We start from the raw sequence: 25,202 nt of genomic DNA on the forward strand, positions 1-25,202 counted from the left end.
ATGAACCCCACCACTTCACTGACCGGCGGCACGACCGCCAACCCGCGCGCGCCCGAGCGTGCCCTGCACGCATGGCCATGGATCCGGGAGCGCCTGTTCCAGTCGCCCGCGGGCATCCTCGGCACGCTGCTGTGTCTCTGGCCGCTGCTGATGACCGTGCCGCCGCTGGTCGACTGGCTCCTCTTCAAAGCCACCTTCTCGTCGCCGACCGCGCAGGGCTGCCGGAACGCGCCCGGCGGCGCCTGCTGGGCCTTCATCGCCGAGAAGCACCGGCTGATCCTGTTCGGCACCTATCCCTACGACGAGCAATGGCGGCCGCTGCTCGCGACCCTCGCGCTGATCGGCACGCTGGTCTACAGCGCCGCGCGGCGCACGTGGGACCTGAGGCTCACCATGCTCTGGACCGGCGTGCTCGCGCTCGTCGCGCTGCTGATGTGGGGCGGCCTGTTCGGCCTGAGCTACGTGGAGAACGTGCGCTGGGGCGGCCTGCCGCTGACCTTGATCCTCTCGACCTTCGGCATCGCCTTCGCCTTTCCGCTCGGCGTGGTGTTGGCGCTCGGACGGCGCTCGAAAATGCCCGCCATCAAGGCGCTGTGCGTGGGCTACATCGACTGATCCGCGGCGTGCCGCTGATCAGCATCCTGTTCATGTCCTCGGTGATGCTGCCGCTGTTCCTGCCCGAGGGCATGAGCATCGACAAGTTGCTGCGCGCGCAGCTGGCCATCGTGCTGTTCGCCGCGGCCTACATCGCCGAGGTGGTGCGCGGCGGGCTGCAGTCGATCCCCAAGGGGCAGTACGAGGGCGCCGAGTCCATCGGCCTGTCGTATGCGCAGCAGATGCGGCGCGTGGTGCTGCCGCAGGCGCTGAAGGTCGTGATACCGCCGCTGGTCAGCACCTTCATCGCGCTGTTCAAGGACACCTCGCTGGTCGTGATCATCGGCATCTTCGACCTCACGCAGGCCGCGAAGGCCGCGCTGGCCGACCCCGCCTGGGCGGCTTCGGCGTGGAGGCCTACCTGTTCATCGGCGCGATCTATTTCGTCTTCTGCTTCTCGCTCTCCAAGTACAGCCGGTCGCTCGAGCGTTCGCTCGCCACCGGCCATGCCAACGACAACGCCGGCAAATAACGCAGGCAAGCAAGGCCGCCATGCCCCCCACAAGAACGAAGGACTCCGCCGTGACCGAACCGATCATCCAGATGCAAGCCGTCAACAAGTGGTACGGGCAGTTCCACGTGCTGCGCGACATCCACCTCGACGTGGCGCGCGGCGAGCGCATCGTCGTCTGCGGCCCGTCGGGTTCGGGCAAGTCGACGCTGATCCGCTGCATCAACCGCCTCGAGCAGCACCAGAGCGGCCGCATCGTCATCGACCGCACCGAGCTGAGCAACAACCTGCGCCACATCGAGACCATCCGCCGCGACGTGGGCATGGTGTTCCAGCACTTCAACCTGTTCCCGCACCTGACGGTGATGGAGAACCTCACGCTGGGCCCGGTCTGGGTGCTGAAGAAGCCGATGGCCGAGGCCCGCGCGACCGCGATGGAGTACCTCGAGCGCGTGCGCATTCCCGAACAGGCCGGCAAGTTCCCGGGCCAGCTCTCGGGCGGCCAGCAGCAGCGCGTGGCGATCGCGCGCTCGCTGTGCATGGGCCCGAAGGTCATGCTGTTCGACGAGCCCACCTCGGCGCTCGATCCCGAGATGGTCAAGGAGGTGCTCGACGTGATGATCGGCCTGGCGCAGGAGCGGCATGACGATGCTGTGCGTGACGCACGAGATGGGCTTCGCGCGCAAGGTCGCCGACCGCGTGATCTTCATGGACCGCGGCGAGATCGTCGAGCAGGGCGCGCCCGAGCGCTTCTTCGCCGATCCGCAGACCGAGCGCGCGCGACTCTTTCTGAGTCAGATCGTGCATTGACCCGAGCGCCACCTATTCCCAACCACCAGGAGCACAGATGCCATCGAACGAAGCCGCCCACGCGGCGGGATTCCAGACCCGGACCATCCACGCGGGCCACGAGACCGATGCCTTCGGCGCCGTCTCGCCACCGATCTACCTGACCTCGACCTATGCCTTCGAATCGACCGCCGACGCGGCCGCCGTGTTCTCGGGCGAGAGCGAGAAGTACGTGTACGGCCGCCAGCACAACCCCACGCAGGCGCTGCTCGAGCGTCGCCTGGCCGACCTCGAGGGCGCCGAGGCGGGCCTGGTCACCGGCTCCGGCATGGGCGCGATCAGCGCCACGCTGCTGACCCTGCTGTCGGCCGGCGACGAGCTCATCGCGCACCACACGGCCTATTCGACCGTGGGCCTGCTGCTGGCCGACGGCCTGCCGCGCTTCGGCATCCGCGTGCGGCGCGTCAACTTCTCCGATCCGCGCAACCTCGAGCAGGCGCTGTCGGACAAGACCAAGATCGTGTACTTCGAATCGCCGGTCAACCCGACCGGCGAGGTGCTCGACATCCGGGCGCTGGCCGACATCGCCCGCCGGCATGGCGCCAGGGTGGTGGTCGACTCGACCTTCGCGTCGCCGGCCCTGCAGCGGCCCATGGACCATGGCGCCGACCTCGTGGTGCATTCGCTGACCAAGTACATCAACGGCCATGGCGACCTGCTCGGCGGCGTGGTGCTGGGCGATGCCGCCACCGTCCACAAGATCCGCAAGGCCGGGCTGCGCTACCTGACCGGCGCCACGCTGTCGCCGATGCTCTGCTTCCTGGTGCTGCGCGGCCTCAAGACCCTGACGCTGCGCATGCGCCAGCACGGCGAGAGCGCGCTGAAGATCGCGCAGATGCTCGCCGCCCATCCGGCGGTGGAGGTGGTGCGCTATCCCTTCCTGGCCGACAACGCGGGCCATGCGATCGCGCAGCGCCAGATGAAGCACGGCAGCGGCATGCTCTCGTTCGACCTCAAGTCGGGCGAGCAGGGCGCGATCCGCATGATCGACCGGCTGCGGCTGATCTCGCGCGCGATCAGCCTGGGCGACACCGAGACGCTGATCACGCATCCGGGCGCGCTGATCCGCGCCAACCAGCAGGTGGAGCCGGGCGCGCGGCTCAGCGAGGGCGTGACCATGAAGCTGGTGCGCCTCTCGGTGGGACTGGAGGACGTGGACGACCTGATCGCGGACCTGAAGCAGGCGCTCGAGGCGCTGTAGCGCACCGTCGCGGCGCACGCGGCCGGCGCATTCGGGCCCGTCACGGGCCGCGCGTGAAGGGCCGCAGCCGCATAGCTGCTATCTCGCGCGATGCATGGCTCGCGCGCCGGCCGCGAGGCGCGCCGGCGGCCCGTGTCCATTCGGCGGAAGGCCTCCAGCGTGGGGCCGAGCCCGCTCCATTCCAACGACCGCTCCAAAGGCCTGCCCGCCACCGAAGCAGGACCCAAAGTTTCCGTTTGGCATGAACGGTGCTCCGTTCCTCCTCAGGCAAGCACGCCTTCCTCTCCCTCTGATGCATAGCTGTTATTCACCGGAAAACGCTCGTTTCTCGGTTTGACACAAAGTGTCATATGGGACATATTCATCACACGTTCCGAGGTATCCCCATGCGAATCTCTGCCTTGCTCAAGTCCCTGGTCTGCGCCGCATTCGCCGCGACCGCTGTCACTTCGATGACCGCTTCGATGGCCGCCGAGGCCTGGCCCACGCGGCCCGTGCGCCTGGTGGTCGGCTTCCCGCCGGGCGGGCCGACCGACATCGTGGCGCGCATCGTCGGCCAGTCGCTGTCGAAGGAGCTGGGTCAGCCGGTGATCATCGAGAACCGCGGCGGCGCGGGCGGCACCGTCGCCGCCGCCTACGTCGCGAAGCAGAAGCCCGATGGCGACACGCTGATGCTCACGGCCGAGTCGGTGCAGACCCGCGCGGCGGCCGTGTTCCGCAAGCTGCCCTACGACCCGGTGGCCGACTTCGAGCCCATCGGCAAGTTCGCGAAGCAGCGCGTGCTGATGGTGGTGAACCCCTCGCTGGCCGCCAAGGACGTGAAGGAGTTTGTCGCCTATGCCAAGGCCCACCCCGGCGAGCTCAACTACAGCGCGACCTACAGCGCGTCCTCGCACTTCGGTGGCGCGCTGTTCGGCGTGCTCAACGGCGTCGACCTCACGCTGGTGAACTACCCGGGCGGCGGCCAGCCCATCACCGACCTGATCGCGGGCGTGGTGCAGGTCGGCTTCTTCACCGAGTCCACCGTCGCGCAGCAGGTGCAGGCCGGCAAGCTGCGCGCCCTGGCCATCGCGGCCGACGAGCGCTCGGCGCTGTTCCCGCAACTGCCCACGCTGCAGCAGGCCGGCGCCGCGCGCATGGACATCTCGCCCTGGTTCGGCCTCGTGGCGCCCGCGAAGACGCCGCCCGAGATCATCGCCAAGGCTTCGGCCGCGCTGACCCGCGCGATCGCGAGCGAGGACTTCGAGAAGCGCCTCGCGCCGATCGGCGCGGTGGCCATCAAGGGCTCGACGCCCGCGTCCTTCGCGGCCGACATCAGGAAGGAAATCGACTACTGGAAGAAGTTCGTGAAGGACTCCAACTTCCCGATCGTCGATTGAGACGGAAGACGCTGACCATGAGCTTCTTCGACGAACTGGACAGCGGCCTCACGGCGCGCGAGCTGGCGCTGGTGCGCGACACCGAACGCTTCTGCACCGAGGTGCTCGCGCCGCGGCTCGCGCAGGCGCGTTCGCGCGGCGAGCCCTGCGAACGCACGGTGATCGCCCAATGGGCCGCGCTGGGCATGCTCGGCCTGCAAGTGCCGGAGGAGGGCGGCGGCTTCGGCGCCTCCTTCCTCTGCAAGGTCCGCATCGCCCAGACCATGGCGGGCCACGGCTTCGCCGCGGCCTTCTGCCTCAACAACATGCAGGGCATGGCGACGCGGCTGTGGCGCCACGGCTCGGCGGTGCAGAAGGAACGCCTGCTGCCGGGGCTGCTGGCCGGCCGCCTGATCGGCGCGCCCGCGATGTCGGAACCCACGGCCGGCAGCGACCTCACGCAGCTGCGTTCGCAGGCCGTGCGCACCGAGGGCGGCTGGCTGCTCGACGGCAGCAAGGCCTGGGTCAGCAACGGCGTCATCGCCAACCTGCTGATGGTGCTGGCGCGGACCACCGCGGCCGACGGATCGCAGGCGATCGCGGGCTTCCTGGTCGAGCCCGAGGCCGGCAAGGCCTTCGCCGCGACGCCGCACGAGCTGCCGGGCGCGATGGAGTTCAGGCTCGCCGAGATCCGCTTCGAGCGGCACTTCGTGCCCGACTGGGCGCTGATCCACGCCCCCGGCGAGGCCTTCCGCGCCTCGATGGAAGCCATCAACGCGGCACGCGTGCATGTGGCGGCCATGTGCACCGGCTCGCTGCATGCGGCGCTGTGCACCGCTGTCGCGTACTGCGGCCAGCGCACCGCGTTCGGCAAGCCGCTGCTCGCGCACCAGGGATTGCAATGGGCACTCGCGGAGGTCGCGGCCCATCTCGAGGCCGCCAATGCGCTCGTGGTGAAGGCGGCGCGGCGCATCGATGCCGGCACCTGCGGCCCCGAGCTCGCGGCCAGCGCCAAGAAGATCGCGGTCGAGACCGCCACCGAGGGCATCGAGCAGTGCATCCGCGCGATGGGCGCCGTGGGGGCCACCGCGCCCCACGGCCTGGTCGCGCTCGCGTCCGAAGTGCGGCTCGCGGCCTTCGCCGACGGCAGCACCGAGATGCTCAACGACCGCATCGGCCGCGGGCTGGCCGCGGCCTATTCCTCGGCCCCCGCCCGCGGCGAGCAACAAGGAACCCAGCAACCATGAGCCTGAGACATGTGGTCGTCGACAGCGCCGCGCAGTCCCTCGAGGGCCTGCGCGATGGCGCCACGCTGCTGGTCGGCGGTTTCGGCGGCGCCGGCCTGCCGCGCGCCATCATCCAGGCCGTGCTGGCGCTGGGCGTGCGCGAGCTCACCGTGATCTCCAACAACGCGGGCGCCGATGCCGACGACCTGTCGCTCTGGTTCACGGCCGGCATCGTGCGCAAGATCGTCTGCTCGTACCCGCGCAGCGCCAAGGCCTTCGCCGTGGCCTACCGCGCCGGCACGGTCGAGCTCGAGCTGGTGCCCCAGGGCACGCTGATCGAGCGCATCCGCTGCGGCGGCGCGGGCATCGGCGGCTTCTATTCGCCGGTGGGCATCGGCACCGTGCTGACCGAAGGCAAGCGCGTGGAGCGCATCGACGGGCGCGACTACGTGCTCGAGAAGCCGCTGCGCGCCGACTTCGCGCTGCTCAAGGGCAGGCAGGCCGACACCATGGGCAACATCGTCTACAACAAGACGGCGCGCAACTACTCGCCGGTGATGGCCACCGCGGCCGACACGGTGGTGTTCGAGGTCGACGAGATCGTGCCGGTCGGCGGCCTCGATCCCGAATGCATCGTGACGCCCTGCATCTTCGTCGACCGCGTCTTCCTGGGAGATCGGGCATGAACAGACTCACGCGCGAACAACTGGCCGCGCTGGCGGCCTCGCAGCTGCCGCCGCGCAGCTTCGTCAACCTCGGCATCGGCTTCCCGACGCTGGTGTCGGACCACATCACCGCGGCCTCGGGCGTGGTCACGCACAGCGAGAACGGCATCCTGCACATCGGGCCGCGGCCGGCGCCGGGCGCGGAAGACCGCGACCTGATCAACGCGGGCAAGACGCCCGTCACCATCCTGCCGGGCGGCTCCTACTTCGACACCGGCCTGTCGTTCGCGATGATGCGCGGCGGCCACCTCGACATCGCCATCCTCGGCGCCTACCAGGTCAGCGCGCGCGGCGACATCGCCAACTGGAGCATGGGCCTCGACGGCTCGGCGCCGCCGGCCGTGGGCGGCGCGATGGACCTGGCCGTGGGCGCGAAGTCGATCTGGGTGCTGATGGAGCACCAGACGAAGGAGGGCGAGTCGCGCATCGTCGAGGCCTGCACCTTTCCGCTGACCGCCGTGGGCGTGGTGCGGCGCATCTTCACCGACCTGGCCGTGATCGAGGTCGAGCCCGACGGGCTGGTGGTGAGCCGCATGGTCGACGGCCTCACGTTCGAACGGCTGCAGGCGTTGACCGCCGCGCCGTTGCGACTGGCCAGGTCTCTCCTCGCATGAACGCACAACCACTTCGCCTCGAACCCGATCCATCCATGCCATTCCGCGTCGCCGACCTCCTTGCCGACAGCCTCGCCCTTCACGGCGTGCAGCGCGCCTTCAGCGTGCCGGGCGAGAGCTTTCTTCCCTTGCTCGATGCGCTGCACGGCCGCGAGGACTTCGACCTCGTGACCTGCCGCCACGAAGGCTCGGCCAGCCTCGCGGCAGCGGCCGATGCCCGGCTGACGGGCATGCCGGGCGTGGTGATGGTGAGCCGCGGGCCGGGCCTCGCGAACGCCACCATCGGCATCCACGTGGCCTCGCAGGAGGCGCTGCCGCTGGTGGTGCTGGTCGGGCAGGTCGACCTGCCGAACCTGGGGCGCGACGCGGTGCAGGAGATCGATGCGGCGCGCCTGTTCGGGCCGATGGCGAAGTGGACCGCCCGCATCCACCTCGCGTCGCAGGCCGCCGAGACCCTGGCGCGCGCCTTCTCGACCGCGGCCAGCGGCACGCCGGGCCCGGTGATCGTCGAGCTGCCCGAGGACCTGCTGGCCCAGGAGATCCCCCGATGCGCCGCCACGCGCTTCGGCGTCGCGCGGCCCGAGCCGTCGATGCAGGCGCTGGAAGACGCCGCCGCGCTGCTCGCGCGGGCCGAGCGGCCGGTGCTCATCGTCGGCGGCGAAGCGTGCGCCGATGGCGCCTTCAGGCAGGCGCTGGTCGCGCTCAGCGAGGCCTGGCAACTGCCGGTCGCGGTCACGAACAAGTACCAGGACCTCTTTCCCAACACGCATCCGCACTGGCTCGGTCAACTGGGCTTCTTTCCCTCCGCCGTCCACACGGCGCTGTTCGCGCAGGCCGACCTCGTCGTCGGCATCGGCACGCGGCTCGGCGACGTGTCGACGCAGGGCTTCACCGTTCCGCGCCAGTCGCCCGACGCGCAGAAGCTGCTGCATGTGTACCCCGATGCCGGCGCGATCGGCCGCCACTTCGACACCACGCTCGGCGTGGTGTCGACCGCGCGCGCCTTCGTGGACGCGCTGCTGCGCATGACGCCGCCGTCCATCGACCGCAGCGAATGGCTGCGCGCGGGCCTGCATGCGCGCGAGGCCGCGCACGGCTGGAACGAAGCCCGCGTGCCCGCGCAGGACGTGCTGGGCCATGTGATCAACGCCGTGCGCGGCGCGATGCGCGACGACACGATCCTCACGACCGACTCGGGCAACTTCGCCGCCTGGGTGCATCGCGCGCTGCGGCTCGGGGCCGTCGAACCGCCTGCTCGGCTCGGCCTGCGGCGCGATGGGCATGGGCGTGCCCGCGGGCCTGGCCGCGGGGCTGCGCCATCCACAGCGGCAGGTGATCGCCTTCTGCGGCGACGGCGGCTTCCTCATGAGCGGCAACGAGCTCGCGACCGCGGTGGACCGCGGCATCGACCTGAAGATCGTCGTCGCCAACAACGCCTCGTACGGAACGATCCGCTCGTTCCAGGAGCGCTCCTATCCGGGCCGCGTCAGTCGGCACCGACCTGCGCAACCCCGACTTCGCCGCGCTCGCCCGGGCCTTCGGCGCCTCGGGCCATGTGGTGCGGCATGCGGACGAGGCCGCGCAGGTCATGGCCGAGGCGCTGGCCGTGCGCGGCCCGGCCGTGATCGAGGTGCGCTGCGCCACCCACTATGCGCTGGCCGACTCGCTGCGGTCGGCCCTTTTGAAGACGAACCCAAGGAAACCCATGTTCAACGCGATCCACCTGACCCAGCAGGACGGCCAGACGCTGGCCGCCGTGAAGGCCCTCGAGGCCTCGGCGCTGCCCGAGGGCGACGTCACGGTCGACGTCGAGTTCTCGAGCCTCAACTACAAGGACGCGCTCGCCATCACCGGCCGCGGCCCGATCGTGCGCCAGTGGCCGATGGTGCCCGGCATCGACTTCGCGGGCACGGTCGGCGAGAGCACGTCGCCCGACTTCAAGGCCGGCGACCAGGTGATCCTCACGGGCTGGGGCGTGGGCGAAGGCCATTGGGGCGGGCTGGCGCAGAAGGCGAGGGTGCCGGCCGCCTGGCTGGTGGCGATGCCCGCGGGCCTCACGAGCCGCCACGCGATGGCGATCGGCACTGCGGGCCTGACGGCCATGCTGTGCGTGCTCGCGATCGAGCGCGACATCGGGCCGCAGGCCGGCGAAGTGCTGGTGACCGGCGCCAACGGCGGCGTGGGCAGCTTCGCCGTCAGCCTGCTGGCCAAACGCGGCTTCCGGGGTCGTGGCCGCCACGGGCCGCCCGCAGGAGGCCGTGCGGCTGAAGGCACTGGGCGCGCACGAGGTGATCGGCCGCGAGTCGCTGTCCGCGCCGGGCAAGCCGCTGCAGAAGGAGCGCTGGGCCGCGGTGGTCGACTGCGTGGGCAGCCATACGCTGGCCAATGCCTGCGCCGCTACGAAGTACGGCGGCGTGGTCGCGGCCTGCGGGCTGGCACAGGGCATGGACTTCCCGTCGACCGTCGCGCCCTTCATCCTGCGCGGCGTGACGCTCGTGGGCATCGACAGCGTGAAGGCCGGGCTGCCCCGGCGCCTGGAAGCCTGGACCCAGTTGCAGCGCACGCTGGGCGCGGACGAAACGCTCGCGATGACCGCGACCATCGGCCTGGCGCAGGCGATTCCCGCCGCGCAGGACCTGATCGACGGCAAGATCGCCGGGCGCCTGATCGTCGACGTGAACGCCTGATCGGATCGCGTGGATTCCCTCGACCGCCAATTGCGGTACTTCCTCAAGATCGCGAGCCTGAAGTCGCTCTCGCGCGCCGCCGAGGCGCTGGACCAGACCCAGCCCGGCCTGAGCCGCCAGCTGGCGACGCTCGAGAGCTGCCTCGGCCAGCCGCTGTTCGTGCGCAACGGGCGCGGCGTGGAGCTGACGGAAGCGGGGCGCGGCCTGAAGGAGAAGACCGAGGCCGCCTACCGCAGCATCGACGCCGCGGTCGACTGCGTGCGCAAGCACGACGGCGTGTCGCAGGGCACGGTGCGGGTGGCGGCGGTCCATACCCTGAGCTACTACCTGCTCGGCGAGATCGTGGCGCGCTTCTCGGCCGAATGCAGCGACGTCGCGCTGTCGCTGATGTGCCGCAGCTCGTCGGACGCGGCCGAGCTGGTGGAGAACGGCAAGGCCGACATCGGCCTGGTCTACGACACGGCCGTCGCCTCGCAGACGCTGGACACGCGGCCGCTGTTCGACGACGAGATGTGCCTGGTCGCCACGCGCGACAGTGCCCCTGGCGAGACCATCGACCTCACGGAGGAGCGGCCGCGGCTGGTGGCCTTTCCGGCCCACTATGCGCTGGGCAAGATGGTGCGCCAGGGCAGCTTGAAGCTGCCGATCGTCGCCGAGGCCGAGACCGTCGACAACCTGGTCCGGCTGGTCGCCGCCGGCATGGGTGCCTGCATCCTGCCGACCCGCATGCCCGACAAGCTGCTGCAGGACAACGACCTGCGCAAGGTTCGCATCGAACGGCCGCTGATGCGCCGCCGCGTGGTCGTGATCACGCGCGCGGGCAAGCCGCAATCGCCGCTGGTCCAGCGGCTGGTCGACATGGTGCTGGCGGCCGTGCCCTGAGCGCCGCGCCTCTTCCTTCCACCCACACAACTTCCTCTTCATCGAACCATGACCCCCGAACTCCGCAGCAAGGAATACTTCGACGAGCGCGCCACCCGCGAGATGGCGCAGCACTTGGCGGGCGCGCCGCGCACCATGAAACAGAGCCTGGCCTATGCCTGCCGCATCCTCGCGATGACCGGCCAGGAAGCCGGGCTCGCGGGCCAGATCAGCGCGCGCTCGGAACGCCCCGGCGCCTACTGGACGCTGCGCTTCGGCCTCGGCTTCGACGAAGCCACGCCCGAGGACTTCATCGAGGTCGACCAGGACCTCAACACCCTGACCGGCACCGGCATGCCCAACCCCGCCACGCGCTTCCACCTGTGGGTGTATCGCGCGCGGCCCGACGTCCAGTCGATCATCCACACCCACTCGCCCTGGGCCTCGGCGCTCGCGGCCGCGCGCCAGCCGCTGGTGATCTCGCAGATGGACATGACGCCGCTGCACGAGGACTGCGCCTTCCTCGGCGAATGGCCCGGCGTTCCGATCGCCGACCAGGAGGGCGTGATCATCTCGGGCGCGCTCGGCAGCAAGCGCGCCATCGTGCTCGCGCACCACGGCTACCTCACGGCCGGCCAGACCATCGAGGAAGCGACCTACCTGTCGGTCTACCTCGAGCGCGCCGCGCGCATGCAGATCCGCGCCCAGGCCTTCGGCCCGCTGACGCCGGTGGACGACGTGCTCGCGCGCGAGGCGCACGACTACCTGCTCAAGCCTTCGATCGTCAACGCCACCTTCGACTACTGGTGCCGGCAGACGCGTGGCGCGCCCGCGCCGCTCGATTGCTGAGCCCCCGGGCCGCGCTGCGCCGACGCTAAGATCGACCGCATGGACACCACAGACACATGGCGCTGAATCTCAAGTTCCTGCGGGTGCAGAGCGGCCTCACGCTCGAGCAATTGGCCAGCGACTCCGGACTCACGCGCAGCTACCTGTCGAAGGTGGAGCGCGGCATCTCCAAGCCGTCGATCGAGTCGGCGCTGAAGATCGCGAGCGCGCTGGGTGTCACGGTCGAGAACCTGTTCGGCCGCTCCACCGTGGCCGATGCCGTGTCCATCGTGCGCGCGCCCGCGCCGTCGGAGGAGGAGGCCCGCACCTACATGTCGCTGGTCGCCGGCGTCAGCCAGGGACGGCTCATGCGCGCCTTCGTGCTGCGCCCCGGCGAGCGCGCGGGCGGCCACAGCAAGATCATGAGCCACCACGACGGCGAGGAGATCCTCTACGTGCTGACCGGCCGCATCGAGCTGCAGATCGGCAACCGCAAGGAGATGCTCAACGTGGGCGACTGCGTGCAGTTCGACTCCACCATCGCGCACAAGCTGCGTTCGGTCGATGGGGAGGATGCGTCGGTGCTGGTGGTGATCGTCGCGAAGTAGCTTCGCGCCATGCTTTCCCGAGGGAGGAACCGTCCTTCATCGCGAAGGCTCAGTGGTAGTCATCCTCGCGCTGATGCCGAATCGCGGACACCACGATGTCCTGCTCGCTCACGATATGGAACAAGGCGACATATCCGGACGCGCCGAATGGAATCACCAGTTCGCGTTCGAGCCGGTCGTCATGGGCGATCCTGCATGTGAATGGATTCGATTCCAGGATTCGAAACTCGTGGCGAATCGCGTTCAATGCGCGGTCTGGCAGGTCCCAGTCGCCATGCTTGATCGCAAGTTCGAGGAGAAAACCTTCGAGGCGCTGCAGATCCTCGAGCGCTTCGCGCGTGAAGCTGACGAGGTATTTCACGGGCGCCGTTTGCCGACGCCACCCTGTGCTCGCTGCGCCGCGGTGCGCGCGGTCTCGAGGCGAGACTTCATCGCGTCGAACACGTCATTGGCCGAGTAGTACTCGCCGGACGCGCGCGCCTTGGCCAGCGAAGAACGTCCGCGGGTCACGAATTCCTGCTGGGCCTGGCGGCGCCGCGCTGCGTCGATCGCGGCCTTCTCGACGAAGTTCGACAGGGTCTCGCCATCGAGCAGAACGCTTTCGATCTGCTCTCGAACCGATGCCAGAACCCGAACCGGAGGAAGCTGAGCCGTTTTCATGTCGAGCATTGTAGTGCAAATGCTATGCAGGAACTCCATCCAGCAACCACGCCTGCATCCACACCGCCACCGCATCGAGCATCTGCTCGATCACCTGCGCGTCGGTCAGGCCCGATTTCTTCGGCACGTGAAAGCCATGGTCGGCCGCCGCGTATTCGTCGACGCTCGCCCAGTCACCGAGCGAATCGACGACCTGCGCGAAGCAGGGCGGTTCCGCGAGCTTGTCCTGCGCGCCGTGCACGAACAGCATCGGCACGTCGATATCGTGCAGGTGCGCCGCGCGATCGATCGAGGGCTTGCCGGCCGCATGCAGCGGAAAGCCGAGGAAGACCAGCCCGGTCACCTCGGGCAGCAGGCCCAGCGCCTGGGCCTGCGAGGTCATGCGCCCGCCGAAGGACTTGCCGCCCGCGAACAGCGGCAGGCCCTGGAAATGCGCCGCGGCACGGGCCACGGCCGCGCGCACCGTGGCATGCGCGAGCGGCGGTGCGTCGGGCCGCTTCGAGCCGCGCTCCATGTACGGGAACTGGTAGCGCAGGCACGCGATGCGGCGCTCGGCGAGACCCTGCGCCACGGCCTCCATGAACGCGTGCGTCATGCCCGCGCCCGCGCCGTGCGCGAGCACCAGGGCGAAGCGCGCATCGTCGGCCGCGTCGATCAGGCCCGACACGCGCAACTCGGCATCGACCTCGATCGTGATCTTTCTCGACGTGCTCATGCGGCGACCTCGACGGGTGGGAGTCCGAACAGCCGCCGGCTGTTGGCGCTGCAGGCCGCGATGACCTCGGCCACATCGCGTTCGAGCAGTTCGGCCACGCCCGCGGCAACCCATGGCAGGTACGCCGGTTCGTTCGGCTTGCCGCGCAGGCCCGCGTTCTTCGGCAGCAGGCAGGGCGCATCGGTCTCGAGGTGCAGCCGGTCCAGCGGAATGACGGGGATGGCCGCGCGCAAGGCCTGGCCGCGCTGCAGGTCCGTCACCCAGCCCGTGATGCCGATGTCGAGGCCCATCGCGAGAAAGGCCTCGGCTTCGGCGCGGTCGCCGGTGAAGCAGTGCACCACGCCGTGCGCGCCGTCGGCCACCACGGGCGCGAGCATGTCGTGGAAATCGGCGAAGGCATCGCGGCAGTGCAGGAACAGCGGCTTGCCGGTCTGCGCGGCCATCGAGAGCTGCCGGTCGAAGGCCGCGCGCTGCGCCTCAGGTGTCGAGAAGTTGCGGTTGTAGTCGAGGCCGCATTCGCCGACCGCCACGACCTCGGGGCAGCGCCACAGTTCGGCCAGCTGCTCGAAGGTGGCGGCGTCGAAGGACTTCGCGTCATGCGGATGCACGCCCGCGGTCGCGAAGACCACGCCCCGATGCGCCCGCGCCAGCTCGAGCGCGCGCAGGCTCGAGGCGAGCGAGGTGCCCGTGGCCAGGATCTGCGCCACGCCCGCGGCCTTGGCACGCGCCAGCAGCGGCGCGGTGATCGACGCCAACTGGCCCGAATGGAAGTTGACGCCGATGTCGACGAGGGAAGGGGAGGCGGCTTTCGCTTCGATGCTCATGCATCGATGGTACGAGAACACCGCGCATGCACGCGGTGCCCGTGCGCCGCCGCCGGGCTCAGCTGCAGCTGTAGCTGGCCGCCGCGTTCACGTCGCCCGAGCCCCTGTACTTCGGGTACTTCGGGTACTGGCAGGCCGGCATGCTGCGGGCCGTGCCGCCGCTCGTGAAGTTGTAGGTCAGCTGCGTGGGCGCGTCGTCGTTCTCCACCCAGCCCATGATGGCCGAGGCCCAGTCCACTTCCTGCAGGCTGCCGCCCGCGCCATGCCCGCCGCCTGGAACGATGAAGAAGCGCGTGGTGCTGTTCGGGTCGGCCAGTCCCATCGACTTCGCGATGCCCGTCATGGTGGTCCAGTTGCGGTAGTGGTCGTTCGGCGACAGCAGCGCGTCGCTGCCGGCATGCCAGGAGATCAGCTTGCGGCCCGAGGCCACGTAGCTGGCGATGGCGGCCTTGTCGTGGTCGGCGCCGATGCGCGCCAGGCCCGCACCGAGCATGTAGTAGTCGGTCTCGAGCTGGAAGCCCGCCTGCCGGGCCGGCGTGAGCCAGGCAGGATCGCCGCTCGCGAGCAGCGCGAAGCCGCCGCCGAGTCCGCCCCAGCCGAGGCCGAGGCCGTTGCCCCATGAATAGCCCGAGAGCACGGTCGAGCCGTTCGAGAGCTTGAGCGGCGACAGGAAGGACTGGAGCGTGCCCACCTGCGCGGCGCTCAGGCAGAGGGCCGGATCGCTGCTCGCGCCCGCCACGCCACACTGCAGCACGGCCGGATCGAAGCTGCAGGCCTGTGGGTTGCCGATCAGGCCGTCGCTGGCGCCGTCGAGCGCGTCGCAGGCCGCGAGCGCCGCCGCATGGGCCGCGCCGGTCTGCGCGGGGCTCAGCGCCGCGGGCGTGCCGGTCAGCGAGGCCGCGCGCAGCCAGGCGCTGGTCTGGCCCGCCATGTCCATGGTCTCGCAGCCCGAGACGATGCCGTCGAACTCCTGCGGCCAGCGCTGCGCGGCGATGTAGGCGTTGCGTCCGCCGTTGGAGCAGCCGTTGAAGTAGCTGTGCGTTGGCGCCTTGCCGAAGAAGGCCTGCGCGACGGCCTTGCCGAAGCGCAGCGTGGTGCCCACCGCGGCATAGGCGTAGTCGGTCGCCGATTGCTGGCCCTCGGCCGTGCCGCTGGCCCAGACGGCGGGGGCAGCCTGCGCGGGCACGCTCGCGCGGTTGCCGCCATTCGAGGCCGCGTACACCGCGCCCTTGAGTGCGAGCGTCGGGTCGACCGCCGTCACGGCGCCGCCGCCGTCCCTGGTCACTGCCGAGGCGATGCGTCCATCGAAGCCAGCGCCACCTTGTTGCCAATAGCGGCCGGTCCAGTTGTCGGGCACGTCGATCTCGATGTCGAGGAAGGGTGCGCGCGTGCCCAGCACCTGGCAGAAGCCCGAGGCATTGACCGCCGTCCTGGCTTCGAAGCGCGCGGTCTGCGTGACCGTGACGCCCGCCAGCACCTGCCCCTTGAGACCGCTGCAGGTGCTCTTGAGCTGCTCGGCACTGGGGCCCGACGGACCCGCGGGCGGCGGCGCGGCCGGCGCGGGCGCGGGTGCCGGGATCGGGAGGAAGCCGCTGCCGCCACCGCCGCCACCGCCGCAGCCTTGCAGGGCCAGGCCGGCGGCCATCAGCAGGCCCGCCGACAGCAGGGCACGGTTCACACACTTCTCGTCGCGCATGGTTGTCTCCGATTTTTGATGGGGTGCCGGATGGCCGGCGGTTCTGTCTCGATGGCTTCGCGCTTCGGTCGATGCGGACATCGACCAAAAAACCAACCGACCGGTCGGTCTGGAAGCCGCGCAAGGCTAACGCAGCAGTGCCGACACGGGCAAGCGGCAAGTGCTCGGGACTAACCCCTAAGATCGCGGACCGCGTGGTCTCGCGCGCAGCCCTCTTCGCCATCCATGACCGTTGACACCGCTTCCTCCCGCCCCGGCGACCAGCGCAGCCTGATCGTCAGGGCCGCCGCCGAGCTGTTCGCCCGCAAGGGCTATGCGGCCACGTCGATGAACGAGATCGCCGAGGCCAGCGGGCTGTCCAAGCCCGGCCTCTACCACCACTTCAAGGACAAGGCGCAGGTGCTGCTGCACATCGCCGACGGCCATGTCTCGCGCCTGGTCGACATCGTCACTGGCGTGGAAGCGCTGCAGCTCGCGCCCGACGAGCGGCTGCCCGAGCTGATCGAGGCCTTCATGGCCGAGTACGCCGAGGCGCAGCACGAGCACCGCGTGCTCACCGAGGACGTGCGCTTCCTCGATCCCGAGGCGCAGGCGCGCGTGCTCGACAAGGAGCGCACGGTGGTGCGCGTGTTCGCCGACGCCATCGCCGCCACGCGCCCCGACCTGCACGCATCGCAACTGCACAAGCTGCTGACGATGTTCCTGTTCGGCATGCTCAACTGGATGTTCACCTGGTTCAAGCCCGGAGGACGCTTCTCTTACGAGCAGATGGCGCCGATCGCGACGCAGCTGTTCCTCAACGGCATCACGGGGCTGGAGATCGCGCCGAAGAAGAAGCCGAAGGCGCGCAAGGCGTGATCGGCTGATCGGCCCATCGCGCGCATCTCCGCCATGGATCGCGCGCAGGCCGAACCGCTCAATCGAGCTTGATGCGGCCGCTCGCGAGCAGCGCGCGGTGGCGCGCGGTCTCGGTGGCGATGGTGCGCTGCATCTCCGCGGGATCGCCCGACGCGGGCTCGAAGCCTTGCGCGACCAGGGACTGGCGCAGCTTCGGGCTGGCCAGCGCGCGCTGCCAGGCCTGGAGTACCTCGCGCCGTGCCGCCGCCGGCGTGCCGGCGGGCAGCACCAGCCCGACCCAGGAGTGGTACTGGTAGTTGCGCAAGGCCGGCACGCCGGTTTCGGCGTAGCTCGGCACCTCGGGCAGCATCGCCCAGCGTTGCGAAGAGGTGGCCGCCAGCGCGCGCACGCGCCCGCTCCGCACGAGCGGGACGATGGGCGCGGTGGCGTAGAGCATCAGGTCCACTTCGCCACCCGCCAGCGCATTCATCGCCTGCGCCTCGCCCTTGTAGGGGATGTGCCGCGCCTCGATGCCGAGCGTGCGCAGCAGCTCCTCGCTCTGCAGGTGCAGGCTGGTGCCGATGCCGAAGGAGCCATAGGTCAGCTCGCCCGGATGCGCCTTCGCATACCGCACCAGCTCGGCCATGTCGGCCACCGCCAGGTCGGCGCGCACCGCCACCACGCCGGCATTGGCCGCCACGATGCCCAGCGCATCGAAGTCCTTCAACGGGTCATGGCCGGGCGCCTTGTCGAGCACCGGGTTGACCGAGGCGATGGAGGGCGAGACCGCGATCAGCGTGCGGCCGTCGCGCGCGCTGCGCGCAGGGCCGCCTGCACGCCGATCTTGCCGGCCGCGCCCAGGCGGTTGTCGACCAGCACCGGATGGCCGAGCGCGGCCGCGAGTTCGGGGGCGATCAGCCGCGCGACGCGGTCGATGGGGCCGCCGGGCGGCGCGGGCACGACGATGGTGGAGACCTGCGGTGCGGCGGCGCAGCCCGTGCCGAACAGCAGGCCGGCCGCGAGCAGCAGGACCGTGCGGCGCCTCGCGGTCCGCCGAGATGCAGGGGGTTCCTGCGGCTTGTCTCTTCTTGTCATGCGGGCATCGTAGGCATGCACCGCCATATTTAGAAATACATTTTCGAGTCACGTTTTCATATCCTGTGGATATGGCCGCGATCGTGCCGAGATCCCTGCTCGCCTTCATCTTCCGGCGCATCGTCGGATGAAGAAAGACTCTGTCCCTCGCGCGGAATGCCTGTCACGGTAACGGGAGAAGGCGCACGCGTGGCCCGCTTGAAGATCGATGGCGAAATCCCCGTGTGCTCCTTGAAGAAGCGCGAGAAGTTGCCTGGCGCCGAAAAGCCCAGGTCGAGCGCAACGTCCGTGAGTTCGCCACCTTCGCTGACGCGCCGCATCGCTTCCTCGACGCGCACGCCGCTCCAGAACACCTGCGGCGTCGTGTGCAGCTGGTCGCGGAACAGCGCGAAGAAGTGCGCGCGCGACAAGCCGACCTTGGCAGCGATCTCGTCGATGGTCGTTTTCTCCGAGACGTGCGCGCGCATATGGGCGATGGCGGCCCGAAGGCGATGGTCGAGCGTGACGTCGAGGCCCGCCGCGACGGAAAGAGCCTCGCCGCCCGTCCTGGAGGCCGCGATGGCGGCTTCCAGCAAGCGCTCCACCTCCTTGTCGACCTGGTCGCGTCCGCTGCCGGCGGAGATCATCAGGTCCAGCACGCGCCAGCATGAGCGGCGCAGCGCATCGCCGATGGGCACTCGCGGCGAGGGAAAGCGAAAGCTGCGGTCCTTCGCCTGGCCGAGCTCGTCGAGCCACTCCTTCTTGATCATGAAGACGATGAACAGGCTCGATCCGCTGTCGTCCAGGCGAACCATGTCGTGCGCCTCGAACGCGTTCACGCCCAACGCCACGCTCTCGCTGTAGGGCACGGTTTGCGCACCGACATGCGCGCAGGCGCGCGCCCCGCCCAGCCAAAGGGCGAGCTGCGTTTCCGAGTGCGCGTGCGACACCAGATTGGCGCTCGCCTCCAGGACGATCGCCGTGCCGAACGCGCCTTCGTGAAGTGCATAGGCTTCCTGCATCTGTCTGCTTCATCGAGGTGGTTTGCGGCGATTGTTCCTTCCCGGCTCCGAGACCGGCACCGTGCCTCGGGTAAGTCCTTAGGAGGGCACCAGACGATTCGATACGCCGCCGGATCGACCGATAAGCGGCGTGGGCTTGCCATTCCTAAAGTTGCCGCATCGCCACAACACAGGAGCAAAGCTTCATGCGAATCGCCACTTTCACGAGCGAAGGCCACCGCAAGGTCGGGCTCGTCTCCGTCGACGGGAAGACCATTACCCCGCTGCAACTCACGCAGGTCCAGGCCGACAGCGGCGTGCTGACGCTGATCCAAGCCCTCGCCGAAGGTGGATCGCTCCCGGAGCCGGCCGGCCCCGCGGTCGAACTGGGCGATGTGGTGCTCGATGCGCCGCTGCCCAAGCCTCGCCGCAACCTCTGGTGCGTGGGTCGCAACTACCATGCGCACGCCAAGGAACTGGCTGCCTCGGTGTTCAAGGACAACACGACCAGGACAGACGAGTGGCCCATCGTCTTCACCAAGGTGCCCGAGTGCGTCGTGGGCCCGCATGACGACGTGCTCGTTCCTGCCGAGATCTCCACGCAGATCGACTACGAAGCCGAACTGGCCGTCGTGATCGGCAAGGGCGGCAAGAACATCACGCGCGCCGCCGCGACGTCGCATGTGTTCGGCTACACGGTCGTCAACGACGTGACCGCGCGCGATGTGCAGATGCGCCACGGCCAGTGGGACCTGGGCAAGTCTTTCGACACCTTCTGCCCAATGGGCCCGTGGATCGTCACCGCCGACGAGTTCGACGGCACAAGGACGCGCGTGCGCTGCTGGGTCAATGGCGAATTGCGCCAGGACGGTCCGACCGAGAACATGATCTTCGACATTCCCACGCTGATCGAGACCATCTCGCGCGGCATCACGCTCTACCCCGGCGACGTCATCGCGACCGGTACGCCGGCCGGCGTGGGCATGGGCATGAGTCCGCCGCGTTACCTGCGCGCCGGCGACGTGGTGCGCGTGGAGATCGACCGGCTCGGCGCCATCGAGAACAAGTTCGTCTGAAGGGCTGCGCATGACGACTCGAGTTCTGAACGACCTGGCCGTCGAGATCGACGGCACCGGCGACGCGCTGCTGTGCATCCACGGGCTCGGCGGCTCCTCGAACAACTGGACGCCCCTGTTGCCGGTGCTCCGCGGTTTTCGTTGCATCAGGCCCGATCTTCCAGGAAGCGCGAGGTCACCGCTGCCGCAAGACGGCAAGGCGCTGTCGATCGAGCGCTACGTGGACGCGATGGTGGGGCTGCTCTCGGCGCTCGACATCGGATCGGTCCATGTCATAGCCCACTCGATGGGCACGATCGTCGCTCAACACCTGGCGCTTCGCCGTCCCGGCACGGTGAAATCGCTGGTGCTCTTCGGCCCGCTGGCCGAGCCTCCCGATGCCGCCCGCCCCAACATCGCAGCCCGTGCCGACGCGGCGCGAGGCGGTGTGGCCGCCATGCAGGAGATCGCCGATGCCATCGTGAAGGGCGCGACGAGCACGTCGACGAAGGAACAGCGGCCGGCGGTGCTCGCACTGGTGCGGGAGAGCGTGATGCGCCAGTCGCCCGAGGGTTATGCGCAAAGCTGCGCGGCGCTCGCCGATGCGCAGTCGGCCGCGCTCGAACGCCTGGATGTGCCCACCCTGCTGGTTACCGGCGATCAGGATGGCGTGGCGCCGCCGCACAACGTCCGCGCCATGCAGGAGCGCATCGCGGGCAGCCGCGTCGTCGTGCTCGACGGATGCGGCCACTGGACGACCTTCGAACAACCGCAGCGCTGCGCACGAGAAATCGAAGCCTTCTACGCGGCACTGCGCTGAGACGGCGCCAGGCGCCATTCCACAACCCCATGGCCGGCAGCGCATGCCGGAGGAGACAACGATGACCCGTATTGCATTCACCAACGTTCGCATCTTCGACGGCTCGGGCGAGGACCCCTACACCGGCGACCTTCTCGTGGAGGGAAAGCGCATCGTGGAAGTCGCGCGCTTCCCCCAGCGGGTGAGCACCGATGACGCGCGCGTGATCGACGGCAAAGGCCGCTTTCTCATGCCCGGCATGACCGAGGCCCACACGCATTTCTCGTGGAACGACCAGCCGTCGCTCGCGGCCATCCAGTTCATGCCGCCCGAGGAGCACATGCTTTGGTGCGTGCGCGTGGCCAAGCGCTACCTCGACATGGGGTGGACCTCCGCGATCGGCGCCGCAGCGGCCAAGCCGCGGCTGGACGTGGTCTTGCGCAACGCCATCGACGCGGGCGAGTTCCCCGGCCCGCGCTACCTGGCCGGCAGCCAGGAGATCACCACCATCGGCGCGCTGGGCGACAACACGCTGCCGCACATGAAGTTCGAAGAACTCAGTTTCGGCAGTGTCTGCAGCGGTCCCGAGGAGATCCGCAAGTCGGCCCGCACCTTCATCAAGTACGGCGTGGACCACCTGAAGATCAATCTGTCGGGTGAGTACATCGCCGGCCTGCCCGCGGAGATGTCGCCGTTCGCCGAAGACGAGGTCGCCATGCTGGCGCAGGAAGCCAAGCGCTATGGCAAGCGCATGGCCGCGCATGCGCGCTCCAGCGAGTCGGTCAAGCAGTGCGTGCGCCACGGCATCGAGATGGTCTACCACGCCAGCTTTGCCGATTCGGAAGCGCTTGACATGCTCGAGGCGGCCAGGGACCGGCACTTCGTCGCACCGGGCATCGGCTGGCTCATTCGCACGACCTACAACGCGGCCGAGTACGGCATCACGGAGGCGGTCGCCACGCAGATGGGCTACAAGCGCGAACTGGAGATCGCATCGGCGTCGCTGCGCGAGATGCACAAGCGCGGCATTCGCATCCTGCCGGGCGGCGACTATGGATTCGCGTGGATGCCGCACGGCACCAATGCCAACGACCTCCAGTACTTCGTCGACTACATCGGCATGACACCCAAGGAGGCACTGATGGCTGCGACGCGGCTGGGCGGACAGATCATGCTGCGGCCCGACGAACTGGGGCGCTTGAAGGCCGGCTTTCTCGCCGACATCGTCCTGGTGGACGGTGACCCGCTGCAAGACCTGTCGCTGCTGACGGACCCGGCCAAGGTGCAACTGGTGATGAAGGATGGCGTAATTCACAAGGACTGCGCAACCCCGGTACCGCCGCACGCGGCCCTGCACCTCGACGGCGGCGACACGCCATTGCAGGAACAGGGCGTCAAGGAGGCGCTGGCCGAGATGCACTGAGGTCGGCTGGCGATCCGTGCCAGGGTCAGGAACGCCTCGCTGTTCGGCTCGGCCGTGATGAGCCGGCGTGCTTCCTCGATTGCGTTCATGGAGGAGCGGCAAGGGTCGGGCGAGCACCGCGCCTCCGGCGGCCGGACGCGCTGGAACGGCCCTTACACTGCCGCCCATGCGTACGCCCGGCGCCACCTCCACCCCGTCGGGCCCCGTGCCCGGGCCTGCCGATTCCCACGCCCAACTGGTCCGCGAACGCCTGCTGCGCCGCATGTTCGTGATGGGCCCGCCCACGGTGCTGACGGCACTGGCCTCGGCGATCGCGATGGCCGGCGTGTTCTTCTGGATGACGCGCGGCTTCGGCGCGCTGGCGTGGGGCGTCGCGATCTGCACGCTGCTGTGCCTGCGGCTGGTGTTCATGCGCTGGAACGCGCGCCTCTACCCCGAGCCCGAGTTCACGCTGCGTCAGCCCGAGGGCGCGTGGCGCTTCATGCTGCCGCTGGGCGCCTACATGTCGATGTGGACGCTGGCGCCCTGGGCGCTGATGCCGCCGGGCACCGAGTCGCCGATGCGCATCCTGATCCTGCTGCTGGGCATGTTCGCGGTGCTCATGGGCTCGGTGCCGGTGATCGCCACCTGGCGCGCGATGGTGCCCGTGGTCACGATTCCGCTCACGCTGGGGGTGGTCACGCGCTTCGCCTGGATGGGCGGCACCGATGGCTGGTTCACCTGCGTGGTCGGCCTGCTGTTCGGCGGCTCGATGGCGCGCTATGCGCTGTCGCAGCACCAGCTGATCCGGCGCAGCCTGTCGGACCAGATCGACAAGGAACTGCTGAGCGAGCAGCTGCTGCGCCAGTCCTTCGAACTGCAGCGGCTCAACCGCGAGCGCAGCCGCTTCTTCGCCTCGGCCAGCCACGACCTGCGCCAGCCGGTGCATGCGCTGGCGCTGTTCTCGCGCTCGCTGGAGCGCGACCTCGCCGACCATCCGCTGGCCCCCGTGGCCAGCCGCGTGGTGCAGGCCACCGACGCGGTGAGCGGCCTGCTCAACGCGATGCTCGACATCTCGAAGATCGACGCGGGCACGGTGGTGCCGCAGCCGGTGCGGATGGCGGTGGACCCGCTGTTCCTGCGGCTGTCGCAGATCTTCGAGCCGCGCACCCAGCAGGCGGGCCTCGCGCTGCGCTTCCACACCGCGCCCGAATGGCTGCAGACCGATGGCGACCTGCTGCTGCGCGTGCTGACCAACTTCGTCGACAACGCGCTCAAGTACACGCGCCAGGGCGGCATCCTCGTGAGCGCGCGGCCTCGCGGCGACCGCCTGCGGCTGGCCGTATGGGACACCGGCCTGGGCATCGCGCCCGAGCACCTGCCCCATGTGTTCGACGAGTTCTACCAGGTCGACAACCCGCAGCGCGACGTCGCGCGTGGCCTGGGCATCGGGCTGGCGATCGTCAAGCGGCTGGTGGACCTGCTCGGCGGCGATATCGGCGTGCGCTCGCGGCTCGGCCGCGGCAGCGTGTTCTGGGTCGACCTGCCGCGCCGCCCGCCCGTGCCCAGCGCCTTGCCCGCCGCGCCCGCGGCCGTGCCCGATACCGCGCAGGCCGATACCACCGAGCTGCCGCTGGTGCCGCCGCGCGTGCTGCTGCTCGACGACGAGCAGCCGGTGGGCGAGGCGGTGCGCATGTGGCTCGCGCCCTACTGCGAGCGCATCGAGATCACCTGCCGCCTCGCCGATGCCAGCTCGCAGGTGCGCGCCACGCCCGACGGCTTCGACGCCTTCCTCATCGACTTCCGGCTCGCCGATCCGCAGGACGGCATCGAGGCGACCGAGGAACTGCGCCGACTCGCCGGCCGCCGCGTGCCCACGATCCTGGTCACGGGCGATACCGATCCCGAGCGCGTGCGCGCGGCCTATGCCAGCGGGCTGGTCGTGATGTTCAAGCCGGTGCAGCCGGAGGTGCTGTTGCGCACGCTGCACCAGATCATTCGCGGAGAGCAGGACGAGCGCGGCGAGCGGCACGGCTAGGCTGCACGCTCCGCCGCCTCCAGCGTCTGCGAGATCAGCGTCGAGATCGTCATCGGCCCCACGCCGCCCGGCACTGGCGTGAGCGCCGCGCAGCGCTCGAACAGTCCCTCGGTCTCGATGTCGCCGATGCCACCCTCGTGGTAGCCGGCATCGATGACGATGGCGCCGTCGCGGATCCAGTCGACCCGGATGAAGCGCGGCCGGCCGACGGCGCCGACGATGACCTCGGCGCGCCGCACCTCGTCGGCGAGGTTCGCGGTCTTCGAGTGGCACACGGTCACCGTCGCATCGGCGTTCAGCAGCATCATCGCCAGCGGCTTGCCGAGGATCGGGCTGCGGCCGACCACCACCGCGCGCTTGCCGGCGAGGCCGATGCCGTAGTGCGCGAGCAGCCGCATGATGCCCGCGGGCGTCGCCGAGCCGAAGGCGGGCTGGCCCAATGCCATCCGGCCGAAGCCGTGGCTGGTGACGCCGTCCACGTCCTTGCGGATCGCGATGCGGTCGAAGCACTGCCGCTCGTCCACCTGCGCGGGAACGGGATGCTGCAGCAGGATGCCATGCACCTGTTCGTCGGCGTTCAGTGCATCGATCTCGCGCAGCACGTCCGCGGTGGTCGCGCGCGCATCGAGCGTCACGACGCGCGAGTCCATGCCGACGCGGCGGCAGGCATTGCCCTTCATCCGGACGTAGGTCGCGGACGAGGGATCGTCGCCGACCAGGAGGGTGGCGAGGATGGGGGTGCGTTCGCCGGTCCTCGCCTTCAGTGCGAAGACCCGCTGTCGCAGCGCCTCCTCGTTCGCGGTGGCGACCGACTTGCCGTCGAGCAGGATGCAGGGCGTCGGGGCGGTCATCGCGCACCTCCCAGGCGGAAGGGCGAAAGCCGTGGACGGGAAGGGATGCGCCGGTACGGGGCGGGCATGCGGACACTCATCGTCGGAACTCCTGAAAAGACGACTGACATGCCCAGGCGATCGGCGTGACGATGGCCGCGCTCCCCGATGGTGCTCCATCCGTTCGCCAGTTGCGCGGCGGCTCGATC

At 69.5% G+C, this 25,202-nt stretch carries 22 protein-coding genes, 6 pseudogenes and 1 riboswitch; of the genes and pseudogenes, 19 read left to right on the top strand and 9 right to left on the bottom strand.

All coding sequences use genetic code 11. The annotated features are described in order from the left end of the window. The 14 genes and pseudogenes from ACHMXE_RS12000 to ACHMXE_RS12065 all read left to right on the top strand — a co-directional run bounded on the left by ACHMXE_RS12000 (window position 1) and on the right by ACHMXE_RS12065 (window position 12,062). Window positions 1–1,126: pseudogene (locus ACHMXE_RS12000) on the top strand (amino acid ABC transporter permease). 20 nt (window positions 1,127–1,146) lie between these two features. Further along, window positions 1,147–1,915: pseudogene (locus ACHMXE_RS12005) on the top strand (amino acid ABC transporter ATP-binding protein). Between the two features lie 37 nt (window positions 1,916–1,952). Then, window positions 1,953–3,155, top strand: a complete 1,203-nt coding sequence (locus ACHMXE_RS12010) for a trans-sulfuration enzyme family protein (protein WP_395346160.1) — start codon at window positions 1,953–1,955, stop codon at window positions 3,153–3,155. 452 nt (window positions 3,156–3,607) lie between these two features. Then, window positions 3,608–4,534, top strand: a complete 927-nt coding sequence (locus ACHMXE_RS12015; protein WP_395346161.1) for a Bug family tripartite tricarboxylate transporter substrate binding protein — start codon at window positions 3,608–3,610, stop codon at window positions 4,532–4,534. Between the two features lie 17 nt (window positions 4,535–4,551). Beyond that, complete coding sequence (locus ACHMXE_RS12020) at window positions 4,552–5,760, top strand: acyl-CoA dehydrogenase family protein (protein ID WP_395346162.1); 1,209 nt, start codon at window positions 4,552–4,554, stop codon at window positions 5,758–5,760. Further along, on the top strand, window positions 5,757–6,425 hold the full coding sequence (locus ACHMXE_RS12025) for a 3-oxoacid CoA-transferase subunit A (protein ID WP_209539435.1): 669 nt from the start codon (window positions 5,757–5,759) through the stop codon (window positions 6,423–6,425). The genes ACHMXE_RS12020 and ACHMXE_RS12025 overlap by 4 nt, the downstream gene beginning before the upstream one ends. Then, window positions 6,422–7,078 carry a 3-oxoacid CoA-transferase subunit B gene (locus tag ACHMXE_RS12030; RefSeq protein ID WP_395346164.1) on the top strand — a complete coding sequence of 219 codons (657 nt, stop codon included), beginning with the start codon at window positions 6,422–6,424 and terminating at the stop codon, window positions 7,076–7,078. Before ACHMXE_RS12025 ends, ACHMXE_RS12030 begins: the two co-directional genes overlap by 4 nt. 35 nt (window positions 7,079–7,113) lie before the next feature. Further along, window positions 7,114–8,037 (top strand): annotated as a pseudogene (locus tag ACHMXE_RS12035) (thiamine pyrophosphate-binding protein); the annotation flags it as partial. A 322-nt stretch (window positions 8,038–8,359) separates the two neighbouring features. Further along, window positions 8,360–8,509: pseudogene (locus ACHMXE_RS12040) on the top strand (thiamine pyrophosphate-dependent enzyme); the annotation flags it as partial. Window positions 8,510–8,579: 70 nt separating this feature from the next. After that, window positions 8,580–8,651, top strand: a pseudogene (locus ACHMXE_RS12045) (hypothetical protein); the annotation flags it as partial. Between the two features lie 132 nt (window positions 8,652–8,783). After that, window positions 8,784–9,765: pseudogene (locus ACHMXE_RS12050) on the top strand (MDR family oxidoreductase). Window positions 9,766–9,774: 9 nt separating this feature from the next. Further along, window positions 9,775–10,647: a LysR family transcriptional regulator gene (locus tag ACHMXE_RS12055; protein WP_395346166.1), complete on the top strand. Its 873-nt coding sequence runs from the start codon at window positions 9,775–9,777 to the stop codon at window positions 10,645–10,647. A gap of 48 nt (window positions 10,648–10,695) precedes the next feature. Then, window positions 10,696–11,475: an aldolase gene (locus ACHMXE_RS12060; protein ID WP_203207319.1), complete on the top strand. Its 780-nt coding sequence runs from the start codon at window positions 10,696–10,698 to the stop codon at window positions 11,473–11,475. A gap of 56 nt (window positions 11,476–11,531) precedes the next feature. Further along, entirely contained in the window at window positions 11,532–12,062 is a 531-nt protein-coding gene (locus ACHMXE_RS12065) for a helix-turn-helix domain-containing protein (protein ID WP_093349829.1), read from the top strand. Window positions 12,063–12,111: 49 nt separating this feature from the next. Here ACHMXE_RS12065 and ACHMXE_RS12070 read toward each other — a convergent pair whose 3' ends face one another. Genes ACHMXE_RS12070 through ACHMXE_RS12090 form a run of 5 tightly spaced genes read right to left on the bottom strand, consistent with a single transcriptional unit; the run spans window position 12,112 to window position 15,957 of the window. Further along, window positions 12,112–12,423, bottom strand: a complete 312-nt coding sequence (locus ACHMXE_RS12070; protein ID WP_209539441.1) for a type II toxin-antitoxin system RelE/ParE family toxin — start codon at window positions 12,421–12,423, stop codon at window positions 12,112–12,114. Then, a complete protein-coding gene (locus ACHMXE_RS12075) occupies window positions 12,420–12,722 on the bottom strand; it encodes a YlcI/YnfO family protein (RefSeq protein ID WP_203207317.1) in 303 nt (100 codons plus the stop codon). The genes ACHMXE_RS12070 and ACHMXE_RS12075 overlap by 4 nt, the downstream gene beginning before the upstream one ends. Before the next feature lie 22 nt (window positions 12,723–12,744). Continuing rightward, entirely contained in the window at window positions 12,745–13,437 is a 693-nt protein-coding gene (locus tag ACHMXE_RS12080) for an alpha/beta family hydrolase (RefSeq protein WP_395346167.1), read from the bottom strand. Continuing rightward, a complete protein-coding gene (locus tag ACHMXE_RS12085) occupies window positions 13,434–14,261 on the bottom strand; it encodes a TatD family hydrolase (RefSeq protein WP_395346168.1) in 828 nt (275 codons plus the stop codon). Before ACHMXE_RS12085 ends, ACHMXE_RS12080 begins: the two co-directional genes overlap by 4 nt. Window positions 14,262–14,319: 58 nt before the next feature. Next, on the bottom strand, window positions 14,320–15,957 hold the full coding sequence (locus ACHMXE_RS12090) for a tannase/feruloyl esterase family alpha/beta hydrolase (RefSeq protein ID WP_395346169.1): 1,638 nt from the start codon (window positions 15,955–15,957) through the stop codon (window positions 14,320–14,322). 225 nt (window positions 15,958–16,182) lie between these two features. On the opposite strand from ACHMXE_RS12090, the gene ACHMXE_RS12095 reads away from it, so the two are divergent. Continuing rightward, window positions 16,183–16,815, top strand: coding sequence for a TetR/AcrR family transcriptional regulator (locus tag ACHMXE_RS12095; RefSeq protein WP_395346170.1), 633 nt, complete (start codon window positions 16,183–16,185; stop codon window positions 16,813–16,815). 58 nt (window positions 16,816–16,873) lie between these two features. Here the strand turns inward: ACHMXE_RS12095 and ACHMXE_RS12100 are convergent, their stop codons facing one another. From ACHMXE_RS12100 to ACHMXE_RS12110, 3 genes are read right to left on the bottom strand one after another with little or no spacing between them, the layout of a single operon-like run. Further along, window positions 16,874–17,590, bottom strand: a complete 717-nt coding sequence (locus tag ACHMXE_RS12100) for a tripartite tricarboxylate transporter substrate binding protein (protein ID WP_395347366.1) — start codon at window positions 17,588–17,590, stop codon at window positions 16,874–16,876. After that, window positions 17,587–17,889 (bottom strand): hypothetical protein, encoded by a 303-nt coding sequence (locus ACHMXE_RS12105; protein ID WP_395347464.1) that lies wholly within the window; start codon window positions 17,887–17,889, stop codon window positions 17,587–17,589. Before ACHMXE_RS12105 ends, ACHMXE_RS12100 begins: the two co-directional genes overlap by 4 nt. A 56-nt stretch (window positions 17,890–17,945) precedes the next feature. Then, window positions 17,946–18,890, bottom strand: coding sequence for an AraC family transcriptional regulator (locus ACHMXE_RS12110; protein WP_281081628.1), 945 nt, complete (start codon window positions 18,888–18,890; stop codon window positions 17,946–17,948). Between the two features lie 185 nt (window positions 18,891–19,075). On the opposite strand from ACHMXE_RS12110, the gene ACHMXE_RS12115 reads away from it, so the two are divergent. From ACHMXE_RS12115 to ACHMXE_RS12130, 4 genes are all read left to right on the top strand, one after another. After that, window positions 19,076–19,945, top strand: a complete 870-nt coding sequence (locus tag ACHMXE_RS12115) for a fumarylacetoacetate hydrolase family protein (RefSeq protein WP_395346171.1) — start codon at window positions 19,076–19,078, stop codon at window positions 19,943–19,945. 10 nt (window positions 19,946–19,955) lie between these two features. Next, on the top strand, window positions 19,956–20,744 hold the full coding sequence (locus ACHMXE_RS12120) for an alpha/beta fold hydrolase (RefSeq protein ID WP_395346172.1): 789 nt from the start codon (window positions 19,956–19,958) through the stop codon (window positions 20,742–20,744). Between the two features lie 61 nt (window positions 20,745–20,805). After that, window positions 20,806–22,146: an amidohydrolase family protein gene (locus ACHMXE_RS12125; protein WP_395346173.1), complete on the top strand. Its 1,341-nt coding sequence runs from the start codon at window positions 20,806–20,808 to the stop codon at window positions 22,144–22,146. A gap of 166 nt (window positions 22,147–22,312) precedes the next feature. Further along, the gene (locus tag ACHMXE_RS12130; RefSeq protein ID WP_395346174.1) at window positions 22,313–24,163 is read left to right on the top strand and encodes a hybrid sensor histidine kinase/response regulator; all 1,851 of its coding nucleotides are present in this window, start codon (window positions 22,313–22,315) and stop codon (window positions 24,161–24,163) included. Here the strand turns inward: ACHMXE_RS12130 and ACHMXE_RS12135 are convergent. Continuing rightward, window positions 24,160–25,014: a tetrahydrofolate dehydrogenase/cyclohydrolase catalytic domain-containing protein gene (locus ACHMXE_RS12135; RefSeq protein WP_395346175.1), complete on the bottom strand. Its 855-nt coding sequence runs from the start codon at window positions 25,012–25,014 to the stop codon at window positions 24,160–24,162. The two genes, ACHMXE_RS12130 and ACHMXE_RS12135, sit on opposite strands and share 4 nt — an antisense overlap. 103 nt (window positions 25,015–25,117) lie before the next feature. Then, window positions 25,118–25,198, bottom strand: a riboswitch (ZMP/ZTP riboswitch). Between the last annotated feature and the right edge of the window lie 4 nt (window positions 25,199–25,202).

Source organism: Variovorax sp. UC122_21, from assembly GCF_044056785.1.
GTDB lineage: Bacteria > Pseudomonadota > Gammaproteobacteria > Burkholderiales > Burkholderiaceae_C > Variovorax.